The organism is Stenotrophomonas sp. TWI1183, assembly GCF_039673115.1.
GTDB lineage: Bacteria > Pseudomonadota > Gammaproteobacteria > Xanthomonadales > Xanthomonadaceae > Stenotrophomonas > Stenotrophomonas maltophilia_AA.
Genome location: NZ_JBDJKZ010000006.1, coordinates 114,358 through 126,815 on the forward strand (window position 1 = coordinate 114,358; position 12,458 = coordinate 126,815).

Here is a 12,458-nt window from a genome sequence, read left to right on the forward strand (position 1 = left end):
TCAGTGCTCCGCCTTGGCCAGCACCCAGGCCGGCACGGGTTTGAGGTCACGCACCAGCCCGAGCGCGGCCATCGCCCGCAGGCCATACCAGGTGACATCCACTTCCCACCAGTAGAAGCCCTGGCGCGCGGTCCCCGGGAAGAAGTGATGGTTGTTGTGCCAGCCTTCGCCGAAGGTCAACAGGGCGAGCCACAGGTTGTTGCGGCTGTCGTCACCGGTGTTGAAACGCTGGCGGCCGAAGCGGTGCGCGAGTGAGTTGATCGTCACCGTCGCGTGGAACAGCACGACGGTGGAGATGAAGAACCCCCACACCAGCATCTGCCCACCGGTGGTGCCCCACGACGGCGCGATGCGCTCCAGCAGGGCGCCCAGGCCGAACAGCACGGCGGCCAATGAGATAGGCACCAGCGTGTCGAAGCGGTCCAGCCAGCGTAGTTCCGGGTACTTGGCCAGGTCGGGGATGCGCGACCAGTCGGTACGGAAGCCCTCGACCGTGAGGAACCAGCCCATGTGGCTCCACCAGAAGCCATGTACCGAGGGCGAATGCGGATCGGCTGCCGTATCGGTATGGCGATGATGGTTGCGGTGATGCGCGGCCCACCACAACGGGCCGCGCTGCACGCTGGAGGCGCCGATCAGCGCGAAGAGGAACTGCACGGCGCGCGAGGTGCGGAAGGTACGGTGCGAGAAGTAGCGGTGGTAGAAGGCGGTGATCGCGAACATGCGCACCGCGTACAGGGCGACCGCCACGCCGACCGCCACCCAGGAGACACCCACCCAGATCACCGCCAGGCAGGCCAGGTGCATCGCGGCGAACGGGATCGCCCGCACCCAGTCCACGCGCTGTGGCTGGCCGGTCGCGGCCGCCGCATCGGTGCTGGTGTCGAACCAGCGCAGCAGCGTTGCCCAGCGGCGTGGCTGTGCGGTGCGTCCTGCGTCGGGGGTGGGGCTGACCGACATGACTCGCTTCTCCTGAGGCGTTATCAGGAGATACGGGAGCGGGCGCGGTTTGGATGCACGGATCCGGAAAAATAGTCCGGACCGGTGCGGTTACAGGTTCGCGATATCGCCCTTGGCGATGATCGGGCCGGTCGGAATGCCCTGCGGCGCGCCGGTGGAGGGCTCCAGCGTGATCGCCAGCACCGAGCCGTTCACAAGTGCATCACGCAGGGTGTCGGGCACGGCGACGGTGTGGGCACGGTTGATCGAGACCAGGCCCAGCGAACGCGGCGCGCCACCGGCCGGGATCAGCCACAGCTCCGGCGCGCGACCGGCCGCGTCTGCCGGTGCCGGGACGGGCACCATCAGCACCTTGCCCTGGGTCGTGTCGACCGAGGCCAGCCAGCCCGGCGTGCCATCGTCGTGCAGCAGCGGGGTGACCGGCTTGGTCGCCTGCTCCGGTTCGGCCGGGGCCGTCGGGGTGCTCGGCGTGACCGCCACCGGGGTGGACACCGGAGCGGCAGGCTCCAGTTCGCGGCGGCTGAACACTGCCACCAGCGCCAATGCGGCGGCCAGCGCGGTCATGCCCTGCCAGAACCCGGTGCGCTGCCACAGCCGCGGCGAGGCCGTGGCTGCGGAAGGCCAGCCCAGCGAGGTCCGGATACGCGGCCACAGGTGCGCGGGCACGGGTTCGCTTCCGAGCGACTCCAGCATCGGCGCGAGGCGGTTTTCCCACTGCGTCACCAGCCGGCCGAAGCCGGGATCGCTGGCGATGCGGCGCTCAACCTCGGCGCGCCGGGCAGCGTCGAGCACCCCCAGCACGTACTCGCCGGCGAGGATGTCGGCGCTCGGCGGTTCGCCGTCGTCATGCAGATCGTGGCGGTCGCGGATGTTCATTGTTCCAGGCACACCCGCAGTTGGCCCAGGCCCCGGCGGATCCAGCTCTTGACCGAGCCCAGCGGCGAGCCGATGCGGCGCGCGAGTTCTTCATAGCTGGCGCCATCGAGGAAGGCCAGCCGGATCAGCGAGCGACGGCGCGGCTCCAGCGTGTCCAGGCAGTCTTGCAGGCGCTCGTGATCGGATGCCTGTTCGGCCACCTGGGCGGGCTGCGGCGCGAAATCGGGCACTTCCTCGGCGACCGACAGATCATCCAGCGCGCGCGGCGGCGCGGCGCGCAGGCGGTCGATCGAGCGGTTGCGGGCCATCATCGACAGCCAGGTCATGGCCGCGGCCTTGGCACGGTCGAACTGTGCCGCCTTGTGCCAGACCGTGGTGAAGACCTCCTGCAGCACCTCTTCGGCATCGCCGCGGTCGCGCAGCACCTGCAGGCAGATCGCGAACAGGCGGCCGGAGGCAAGCTGATAGACCGATTCGAACGCCTGGCGATCGCCTCCGGCGACCCGGACGAGCAACTCGTCCAGACGGTGTGATGCGGCGGCGGCGGCGGCGTCCAGCTCGGGCATTGCAGGCTCAATGTCGATAACGGGCGTATCGGCATCCTCCTTGCTCCCGGCGCTGTCTGCAAGGGGGCGCTCAGGCACCGCATGTCTTCACCAGCGGCTGCGTGCGGGCAGCGGTGAGCTCGGCGGCGGGCGTTGCAACGGGGGCAGCAGGAAACTCGACCCGCACTTCCGGGTACCTGCCCTTGTCATCGCGGACGTTGCCGGTGCCGGTGAACTGCAGCAGGCGCTGGTCCGCGGTGGCATAGATCAAGGTCACCGCGGGCACGGCGAAGCCGAACCAGGCATCGAGCTTCATCTGCAGCTGCTCGGCCGGCTGGCCCTGCCAGGTGACCGCGCCGGTACGCTGCAGCTTCAGCGGCACCAGACGCTGGCGACTGGGCAGGAGGAACTGGAACGCCACGCTCTGTCCGGCCTGCAGCGCAGCCCAATGACGGCGCACCGCGGCATCGAAGCCGGCATCGACCACGGCCCCCGAGGGGATCGCGATCGCCCGGCTGAAGGTGGGCGCCTGGGCGCTCGCGCGGACCGATACCTGGCGTGCATCGGACGTCCCACGCACCCCTTCCTGATACCCATCGCGGCCATCGTCGAGCGTGAAGTCCGGTGTCTGCGGGTTGCCCTGCGGCGTCATCCATTTGCGCGCGAACGGACGGCCATCGCTGCAGCGGTACAGCACCAATCGCGACTGTGCGCTAGTCGGTCCCTGCAGCCAGTGCGTCTCGCGGTAGAGCAGGCGCCCATCGGCGGTTGCGTACGCGCGCCCTTCCTGGCGCTGCACGGTCTGGTCGGCGGCACTCACGGGGACGGCGAAGGCCGACATCAGCAGGATCAGGCAGGGCATCGGCTGGTGCATGGGGGTCCAAACAGGCGGGCTTGCAGGGAGATACGCAGTTGGCTGCGGTTTGGATGCAGTGGGGTCAATCGCGCAGACGACTTGACCATCGCTCGCCTTCGGCCTACCTTGTGCTCGCCGAAGGTATCCATCGCTTCATGCAGATGAAGGGATGGATTTAAACGGGAATCCGGTGAAGGCGCCTCGTGCGCCCATTCCGGAGCTGCCCCGCAGCGGTGAATGGAAACGACTCCTGCCAACAGCACTGGGCCTTCGCGCCTGGGAAGCGGCAGGTACTAGGTGGGCGTCCGCGCCCGTGTCCATCAGCCCGAATACCGGCCCCGGCCGGAGGACACGACCGTCCTCCGATTCGACCTGGAACGTCCGCGGGGAGGTTGCCGGGGCCTGCCGCCATGCCGCCTGCATGGCGCTGCCCCCGTGCGTCCGCTTCACGGCATCCGGTTCGCCCGCGGGGGCGAAGGTCGCTGGCGGGGCGGAACGGGCTGCAAAGCCCCGGACGGCGCGCGGTTCCTTCGTTCCTCAATGCCCCTACGCAATGAGGACACGTTCCAATGACCACTGTTACCACCCTGGGTTTTCCGCGCATCGGCGCCAAGCGCGAACTCAAGCGCGCGCTCGAAGCTTTCTGGTCCGGCGAGAGCAGCGCCGCGTCGCTGCAGGACACTGCGGCCGAACTGCGTGAACGCCACTGGCAGCTGCAGCGCGAGGCCGGCGTGGATGTGCCGCCGAGCAACGATTTCAGCCTGTATGACCAGGTGCTCGATGCCGCCTTCCTGTTCGATGCGATCCCGGCCCGCTACCGCGCGCTCGCCGATGCCGAACCGCTGAGCGGCTACTTCGCGATGGCGCGGGGCCTGCAGCGCGATGGCATCGACCTGCATGCGCTGGAAATGACCAAGTGGTTCGACACCAACTACCACTACCTGGTGCCCGAACTGCATGCCGGCCAGACCTTCACGGTGCGCGGCGACAAGCCGCTGGCCGAGTACCGCCAGGCCAAGGCGCTGGGGATCGAGACCCGCCCGGTGCTGATCGGGCCGGTGACCTTCCTGCGGCTGTCCAAGACCACCGATGGCAGCAACGCGCTGGACCTGCTCGATGCGCTGCTGCCGGTGTACGTGCAGCTGCTGGGCGAGCTCAAGGCCGCCGGCGCTTCGTGGGTGCAGCTGGATGAGCCGCTGCTGGTGCAGGACCTGGACGAGGCCACGCGGGCCGCGTTCGAGCACGCCTATGCGGTGCTGGCCCAGGCCGCCCGCCCGAAGGTACTGGTCGCTACCTACTTTGGTGCGCTGGAGGACAACCTCGATCTCGCCGCGTCGCTGCCGGTCGATGGCCTGCATGTGGATCTGGTCCGCGCGCCGGAACAGCTGGATGCGGTGATCAAGGCGCTGCCGGCCGGTCGCGTGCTGTCGGCCGGGCTGGTCAACGGCCGCAACATCTGGCGCACCCACCTGGACAACGCGCTGGTGCTGGCGCGCTACGCGCACGGCCATGTGGGCAGCGATGCGCTGTGGCTGGCGCCCTCGTGTTCGCTGCTGCACAGCCCGGTCGATCTGGACCACGAAAAGAAGCTGGACGACGAACTGCGCAGCTGGCTGGCATTCTCCCGGCAGAAGCTCGGCGAGCTGCGCGTGCTGGCCGACGCGATCGATGCGCCGGCACGCGCCGAGGCGCCGCTGGCGCACTCGCGTGCGTGCATCGAATCCCGTCGCCGCTCGCCGCGCGTGCACAACCCGGCCGTCAGCGCGCGGCTGGCCGCGCTGACCCCGGCCGATGCCCAGCGCCACAGCCGCTACCCGCAGCGTCACCTGGCCCAGGCCGCCGCGCTCAAGCTGCCGCGCTTCCCGACCACCACGATCGGCTCGTTCCCGCAGACGCTGGAGGTGCGTGAGGCGCGCGCCCGCAACAAGTCCGGCAAGCTCTCCGATGCCGACTACGATGCCTTCCTGGCGACCCAGACCGAGCACTGCGTCCGCGTGCAGGAACAGATCGGGCTGGACGTGCTGGTGCACGGCGAGTTCGAGCGCAACGACATGGTCGAGTACTTCGGCGAGCAGTTGGATGGTTTCGCCTTCACCAGGAACGGCTGGGTGCAGAGCTACGGCTCGCGTTGCGTGAAGCCGCCGGTGATCTTCGGCGATGTGACCCGCCCGCAGCCGATGACGGTGCGCTGGTCGCAGTACGCGCAGTCGCTCACCCAGCGGCCGATGAAGGGCATGCTGACCGGCCCGGTGACGGTGCTGCAGTGGTCGTTCGTGCGCGATGACCAGTCCCGCGCGGATACCTGCCGCCAGATCGCGCTGGCCCTGCGCGATGAAGTGACCGATCTGGAAGCGGCCGGCATCGGCGTGATCCAGATCGACGAGCCGGCGATCCGCGAAGGGCTGCCGCTGCGCCGCGCGCAGTGGCGCGACTACCTGGACTGGGCGGTCGAAGCCTTCCGGATCAGTGCCAGCGGCGTGCGCGATGCGACCCAGATCCACACCCACATGTGCTATTCCGAGTTCAACGACATCATCCACTCGGTGGCCGCGATGGACGCGGACGTGATCTCGATCGAGACCTCGCGCTCGCGCATGGAACTGCTGGATGCCTTCGTGCGCTTCCAGTACCCCAACGAGATCGGCCCGGGCGTGTACGACATCCACTCCCCGCGCGTGCCGGACAAGGCCGAGATGCTGGCGCTGCTGCGCAAGGCCGCCGAGGTGCTGCGTCCCGAGCAGATCTGGGTCAACCCGGATTGCGGCCTGAAGACCCGTGGCTGGCCGGAAACCCGTGCCGCGCTGGAAGCACTGGTGGCCGCTGCGCGCGAGCTGCGCGAGGAAACCGCAGACGCCAACGCCGCCTGATCTGCCCTTTGTAGACTGCCCCAAGGACCCCATCGCCGCCGTTGCCGGCGGTGGGGTCGACGAGAAACCCATGAACACGCCCCAGCTGACACCGATCGACCGTCCCACCCTGTCCCTGCCCGATGGGCACACCAGGCTGCTGCTGCATTCGTGCTGTGCACCGTGCTCGGGCGAAGTGATGGAAGCGATCACCGCCTCCGGTATCGACTACACGATCTTCTTCTACAACCCCAACATCCACCCGGTGAAGGAATACGAACTGCGCAAGCAGGAGAACATCCGCTTCGCCGAAAAGCATGGCGTGCCATTCGTCGACGCCGACTACGACACCGACACCTGGTTCTCGCGTGCCCGCGGCATGGAGAACGAGCCCGAGCGCGGCATCCGCTGCACGATGTGCTTCGACATGCGCTTCGTGCGCACCGCGTTGTACGCGCACGAACACGGCTTCCAGGTGATCAGCAGCTCGCTGGGCATCTCGCGCTGGAAGGACATGAACCAGATCAACGACTGCGGCCACCGCGCCGCCGCGCACTACCCGGGCATCCAGTACTGGGATTACAACTGGCGCAAGGGCGGCGGTGCCGCGCGGATGGTGGAGATCAGCAAGCGCGAGCAGTTCTACCAGCAGGAATACTGCGGCTGCGTGTACTCGCTGCGCGACGCCAACCGCCACCGCCGCGAGACCGGGCGCGAGCGGATCAAGTTGGGGGTGCTGTATTACGGCGATGGCACCTCCCGGCAGGGCGACGCCGACTGACCGTTGCGGGGGCGTCGGCTAGACTGGGCGCCCCCACCGTCGTGAAGCCGCCATGAGCCGTTACCCCGCCGATGTCGCCCTGGTCGTGATCGACCTGCAACCGGACTTCATGCCCGGTGGCGCGCTGGCCTGCGTGGACGGCGATGCGATCGTGCCGGGCATCGCTGCGGTGCTCGCCGAGCGCCATTACCGCACCGTGGTGGCGACCCAGGACTGGCATCCGGCCGACCATGCCTCGTTCGCGAGCCAGCACCCGGGACACCTGCCGTTCGAGGCGATCCTGCTGCACGCGCAGCCGCAGACCCTCTGGCCGGACCACTGCGTGCAGGGCAGCCCGGGCGCTGCATTGCACCCGGGCGTGGACTGGAGCGTGGCCGACCTGATCCTGCGCAAGGGCACCCGGCGCGAGGTCGACTCCTACAGCGCCTTCCGTGAGAACCATGGCCCCGACGGCACCCGCCCGGCCACCGGACTGGCGGGCTGGCTGCATGAGCGCGGCATCCGCGAGGTGCATGTGTGCGGCCTGGCGCGCGATTACTGCGTGCTGTGGAGCGCCCAGGACGCGGTGAAATCCGGGTTCCGGGTCAAATTCCATTGGGACCTGACCCGGCCTGTCACCGAGGCCAATGACGGCATGGTGCGTGAGGCGTTGGCGAAGGCGAAGATCGCGGTTGCCTGACGGGCGAACCCGGGCGCCGGCCAGAAAGCGTACCGACCAACGGTCGGTACCTACCGGAGCGTAGTACCCACCCAAGGTGGGTACCTACCGGTCAGCGGAACACGACGGTGCGATGCCCGTTGCGCAGGATGCGATGCTCCACATGCCGGCGTACCGCGCGGGCCAATACCTGCGATTCGGTATCGCTGCCCAGCCGCACCAGGTCGCGCGGCGTCATCGCATGGTCCACGCGTGCGACGTCCTGCTCGATGATCGGGCCTTCGTCGAGATCCGGGGTCACGTAGTGCGCGGTCGCGCCGATGATCTTGACCCCGCGCGCGTGCGCCTGGTGGTACGGCTGCGCGCCTTTGAAGCTGGGCAGGAAGCTGTGATGGATGTTGATCGCGCGCCCGGCCAGGGCCTCGCACAGGCGCGGCGACAGAATCTGCATGTAGCGCGCCAGCACCACCAGGTCGATCTGCTCGCGTTCGACCAGGTCGATGATCTGCTGCTCCTGCACGGCACGGTTGTCGGCGTTGACCGGCAGGTGATGGAACGGCACGCCGTAGGAGCCGGCCAGGGCGGCGAAGTCCTCGTGATTGGAGGCCACCGCCGCGATGTCCACCTGCAGCTGCCGGCTGTGCGCGCGGAACAGCAGGTCGTTGAGGCAATGCCCCTGCTTGCTCACCAGCACCAGCAGGCGCGCACGGCGGCGGGCATCATGCAGCTGCCAGTCCATCCCGAACTCGGCGGCCAGCGTGGCCATGCGCGCTTCCACGTCACCCAGCGACTGCGCGGCGGCACGGTCGAAATGCACGCGCAGGAAGAACCGGCCGCTCTCGTCGTCGCCAAACTGCTGGGCATCGAGGATGTTGCAGCCCAGCTCGAACAGCAGGCCGGACACACGGTAGACGATCCCGGTACGGTCCGGGCATGACAGGGTGAGGATGGAATCGGGGCGCATCCGACCAGTGTAAGCGAGCACCGCCAGCCTGCGGACGATGCTCTCAGATGCAACCAAGGGCGGTGGCCCAACGGCTACACCGACGCCGGATCCACCTTCTCCACATCGATGCCATAGCGGTCGATCGCCACCTGCAGCTGGGCCCGTTCGATCCGACCCTCGTCGGCCAGCGACTTGAGCGCGGCGAGCACGATGAAGTGGCGGTCCACTTCAAAGAAGGTGCGCAATGACTCGCGCGTGTCCGAGCGGCCGAAGCCGTCGGTGCCCAACGCGGTAAAGCGGCGGCCGTCGATGAAGGGGCGGATCTGGTCGCCGACGATCTTCATGTAGTCGGTGGCCACGATCACCGGGCCCGGGTGCGCGGCCAGGCATTGCTGCACATACGGCACCCGCGGCTCCTCCACGGGGTGCAGCAGGTTCCAGCGCTCCGCCGCCAGGCCATCACGGCGCAGTTCGGTGAGGCTGGTGGCGCTCCACACATCGCTGGCGATGCCGAAATCCTGCTGCAGCAGGGTGGCGGCGGCTTCCACTTCGCGCAGGATCGCGCCGCTGCCCATCAGCTGCACGCGCAGCGCCGGGTCACTGTCGGCGACAGCCGGGTGCAGCAGGTACAGGCCCTTGAGGATGCCGGCTTCGCTGCCTTCCGGCAGTGCCGGGTGCGGATAGGCCTCGTTGAGCACGGTGATGTAGTAGTAGATGTCTTCCTGGTCCACGTACATCCGGCGCAGGCCGTCCTGGATGATCACCGCCAGTTCGAAGTTGTAGGTCGGGTCGTAGGACACACAGCTGGGGATCACCGAGGACAGCACGTGGCTGTGGCCGTCGTCGTGCTGCAGGCCCTCGCCCATCAGCGTGGTGCGGCCGGAGGTGGCACCGAGCAGGAAGCCACGGGTGCGCGCATCCGCAGCGGCCCAGGCCAGGTCGCCGACGCGCTGCAGGCCGAACATCGAATAGAAGATGTAGAACGGAATCGTGGCCAGGCCGTGGTTGCTGTAGGCGGTACCGGCGGCGATCCACGAGCAGATCGCACCGGACTCGTTGATGCCTTCCTGCAGGATCTGGCCGTCCTTGGCCTCCTTGTAATAGCTCAGCTGGCCGGCGTCCTGCGGCGTGTACAGCTGCCCGAGGTAGGAGTGGATGCCGATCTGGCGGAACAGCCCTTCCATGCCGAACGTGCGCGATTCATCGGGCACGATCGGAATGATCAGCTTGCCCAGCTCGGGGTCCTTGAGCAGGGTGGTGAGGATGCGCACGAAGCCCATCGTGGTGGACTGGCCACGCTCGCCACTGCCCTGCAGCTGGGTGGCAAACGCCGACAGCGCCGGCACCGGCAACGGATCGACATGGGTGACGCGCGCCGGCAGCTGGCCGCCCTGGGCCTGGCGACGCTGTGCGAAATAGCGCTCTTCGGCACTGCCCGGCGCGGGACGCAGGTACGGCATGTCCTCCAGCTGGTCGTCGCTGACCGGCAGATCAAACCGATCGCGGAACGCGCGCACGGCATCGGCGCTCATTTTTTTGAGCTGGTGGTTGATGTTCTGCCCTTCACCGGCCTCGCCCATGCCGAAGCCTTTCACCGTCTTGGCCAGGATCACGCTTGGCCGACCATTGCCGGCGACGGCCTGCGCGTAGGCGGCGTACACCTTCTGCGGATCGTGGCCGCCGCGGGCGAGTGCCCAGATGTCGTCATCGCTCAGGTCCGCGACCAGCGCCAGCAGTTCGGGATACTTGCCGAAGAAATGCTCGCGCACGTAGGCACCGTTCTGCGACTTGAAGGTCTGGTAGTCGCCATCCACGCATTCCATCATGCGTTGGCGCAGCAGGCCGGTGCTGTCCTTGGCGAGCAGCGCATCCCAGCCGCCGCCCCAGATCACCTTGATGACGTTCCAGCCGGCGGCGCGGAAGGTGCCTTCCAGTTCCTGGATCACCTTGGCGTTGCCGCGCACCGGGCCGTCGAGCCGCTGCAGATTGCAGTTCACCACGAACACCAGGTTGTCCAGGCGCTCGCGGCCGGCCACGGAAATGGCGGCCAGCGATTCGGGCTGGTCCATTTCACCATCGCCAAGGAAGGCCCAGACCTTGCGGCCCTGGTGCTCCTTCAGCCCGCGGTATTCCAGGTAGCGCATGTAACGCGCCTGGTAGGCGGCGGTGAGCGGGCCCAGCCCCATCGAAACCGTGGGGAACTGCCAGAAGTCCGGCATCAGGCGCGGGTGCGGGTACGAGGACAGTCCGTCGCGGTCGGATTCGCGGCGGAAGTTGTCCATGCGTTCGGGCGCGATGCGGCCTTCGACGAACGCGCGGCCGTAGATGCCGGGCGCCGAGTGGCCCTGGATGTAGATCATGTCGCCATCGAAGGTATCGGTGCGGCCACGGAAGAAGTGATCGAAGCCGACGTCGTACAGCACCGCCGCGGACTGGTAGGTGGCGATGTGGCCACCCACGTTGGAGTGCTTGCCGGCGCGCAGCACCATCACCATCGCGTTCCAGCGGATCATCGCGTTGAGGCGGCGCTCGATGCCGAGGTCGCCCGGATAGGCCGGTTGGCGTTCGACCGGAATGGTGTTGGTGTAGGCCGTCCAGACGCGGCCATGCAGGTCGCCGTGGCGGGCCGTGTCCAGCTCGCTCAGCTGGTCCATCAGGTAATGCGCGCGCGGGCGGCCGGCGGCGTGGATGACCGCCTCCAGCGACTCACGCCATTCCTGGGTTTCCTGCGGGTCGGTATCGAGGGGGGCGAGCGCTGGGTTCATGTGCATCTCCGGGGAAGGCGGCCAGGCCGTGCGCAGGACGCGACGGCAGCGGGGGCGGCACAGCGCGGAAGCGGCGTCGCCCGGGCAACAGAGCCGGGCGAGCGGGCAACCTGGCGGTTGCGGGACAGGCACGATAAGCAGCCGCCGCCGGGGCGGGTAGACCGGATGGGCTTGGCGCTTTATAAAGAAATTCTTTCCAATGGAGCGCGAGAATGGCGGCCAGCATGAACATTCTCCAGTCAATCCGCAGTTTCATCCGGACCGCCGATGCCGGCAGCCTGGCCGCGGCCGCGCGCACGCTGGGGGTCAGCCCGGCGGCGGTCGGGCAGAACATCGCCCGCCTGGAAGCCCATCTGGGCGTGCGCCTGCTCAACCGCACCACGCGCACGCTGGCCCTGACCGAACGCGGCGCGCTGTACCTGGCCCAGGTGCGCCATATCGAGCGCGACCTGCAGCGCGCCCAGGCCGCCGTGACCGACCTTGATGCCACGCCCGAAGGCCGGCTGCGGATCGCCAGCAGCACCGCGTTCGGCCGGCACGCGCTGGCGCCGTTGCTGCCCGCGCTGCAGGCCCGGTTCCGGCGCCTGGCGATCGAACTGCTGCTCACCGACCGCAGCGTGGACCACGCGCACGAAGACGTGGACGTCAGCATCCGGATCGAGCCGCAGCTGGAGGAAGGCCTGGTGGCGCGGCCGATCGCGCAGGTGCCGTTCGTGTTCTGCGCGGCGCCCTCGTACCTCGCGCGAGCCGGCATCCCGCTGACGCCGGAGGCGCTGCGCGAGCATCGTTGCCTGCTGTTGCGCTACCCGCTGGACGGGCGTTACCTGCCGTGGGGCTTCGTGCGCGATGGCATGCGATTCGATGCCGAGGTGACCCCGGCGCTGGTCAGCGACGACATCGATGCGCTGGCCGCGATGGCGGTGGCCGGCGGCGGCATCACCCGGCTGGCAGCGTTCGTGGCCGCGCCCTATCTCGCGCGCGGCGAGCTGCAGGCGCTGTTCGAACCCGGCGATGCGGCGAGCACCCAGGCCTCACCGGAGCCGATGCGGTTGTTCCTGTGCGTCAGCGATCGCCGTGATCTGACGCCCAAGGTGCGGGCGCTGATGCAGCACATCATCGAGGGGCTGCCGCCGGCGTGGCGGGTGGATGTCGGCTGAGTGCAGGCGTGGCGGGTGGATGCCGGCTGAGTGCAGGCGCCAGTCGGGAGGCCGGCCAGCGGCCGGCA

General features: G+C 68.4%; 10 protein-coding genes and 1 riboswitch. Of the genes, 4 read left to right on the top strand and 6 right to left on the bottom strand.

Annotated elements, in window-relative coordinates; translation table 11 throughout:
* The 4 genes from ABE434_RS08040 to ABE434_RS08055 all read right to left on the bottom strand — a co-directional run bounded on the left by ABE434_RS08040 (position 1) and on the right by ABE434_RS08055 (position 3,255).
* A complete protein-coding gene (locus ABE434_RS08040) occupies positions 1-960 on the bottom strand; it encodes an acyl-CoA desaturase (protein WP_346478456.1) in 960 nt (319 codons plus the stop codon).
* Positions 961-1,050: 90 nt separating this feature from the next.
* Positions 1,051-1,836 carry an anti-sigma factor gene (locus tag ABE434_RS08045; protein WP_346478457.1) on the bottom strand — a complete coding sequence of 262 codons (786 nt, stop codon included), beginning with the start codon at positions 1,834-1,836 and terminating at the stop codon, positions 1,051-1,053.
* Positions 1,833-2,402, bottom strand: coding sequence for a sigma-70 family RNA polymerase sigma factor (locus ABE434_RS08050; RefSeq protein WP_346478458.1), 570 nt, complete (start codon positions 2,400-2,402; stop codon positions 1,833-1,835). Before ABE434_RS08050 ends, ABE434_RS08045 begins: the two co-directional genes overlap by 4 nt.
* Positions 2,403-2,472: 70 nt before the next feature.
* Positions 2,473-3,255 carry a hypothetical protein gene (locus tag ABE434_RS08055; RefSeq protein WP_346478459.1) on the bottom strand — a complete coding sequence of 261 codons (783 nt, stop codon included), beginning with the start codon at positions 3,253-3,255 and terminating at the stop codon, positions 2,473-2,475.
* A gap of 104 nt (positions 3,256-3,359) precedes the next feature.
* Positions 3,360-3,593, top strand: a riboswitch (cobalamin riboswitch).
* Between the two features lie 213 nt (positions 3,594-3,806).
* On the opposite strand from ABE434_RS08055, the gene metE reads away from it, so the two are divergent.
* The 3 genes from metE to pncA all read left to right on the top strand — a co-directional run bounded on the left by metE (position 3,807) and on the right by pncA (position 7,543).
* Complete coding sequence (gene metE, locus ABE434_RS08060) at positions 3,807-6,104, top strand: 5-methyltetrahydropteroyltriglutamate--homocysteine S-methyltransferase (protein WP_346478460.1); 2,298 nt, start codon at positions 3,807-3,809, stop codon at positions 6,102-6,104.
* Positions 6,105-6,174: 70 nt separating this feature from the next.
* Positions 6,175-6,864 (top strand): epoxyqueuosine reductase QueH, encoded by a 690-nt coding sequence (locus ABE434_RS08065; RefSeq protein ID WP_346478461.1) that lies wholly within the window; start codon positions 6,175-6,177, stop codon positions 6,862-6,864.
* Positions 6,865-6,916: 52 nt separating this feature from the next.
* Positions 6,917-7,543: a bifunctional nicotinamidase/pyrazinamidase gene (gene pncA / locus ABE434_RS08070; RefSeq protein WP_346478462.1), complete on the top strand. Its 627-nt coding sequence runs from the start codon at positions 6,917-6,919 to the stop codon at positions 7,541-7,543.
* 91 nt (positions 7,544-7,634) lie between these two features.
* Here the strand turns inward: pncA and purU are convergent, their stop codons facing one another.
* Both purU and aceE read right to left on the bottom strand, forming a co-directional pair.
* Positions 7,635-8,486: a formyltetrahydrofolate deformylase gene (gene purU / locus ABE434_RS08075; protein ID WP_346478463.1), complete on the bottom strand. Its 852-nt coding sequence runs from the start codon at positions 8,484-8,486 to the stop codon at positions 7,635-7,637.
* A gap of 74 nt (positions 8,487-8,560) precedes the next feature.
* On the bottom strand, positions 8,561-11,233 hold the full coding sequence (aceE, locus tag ABE434_RS08080; protein WP_346478464.1) for a pyruvate dehydrogenase (acetyl-transferring), homodimeric type: 2,673 nt from the start codon (positions 11,231-11,233) through the stop codon (positions 8,561-8,563).
* A 224-nt stretch (positions 11,234-11,457) separates the two neighbouring features.
* On the opposite strand from aceE, the gene ABE434_RS08085 reads away from it, so the two are divergent.
* Positions 11,458-12,390, top strand: coding sequence for a LysR substrate-binding domain-containing protein (locus ABE434_RS08085; RefSeq protein WP_346478465.1), 933 nt, complete (start codon positions 11,458-11,460; stop codon positions 12,388-12,390).
* The last annotated feature ends 68 nt before the right edge of the window (positions 12,391-12,458 follow it).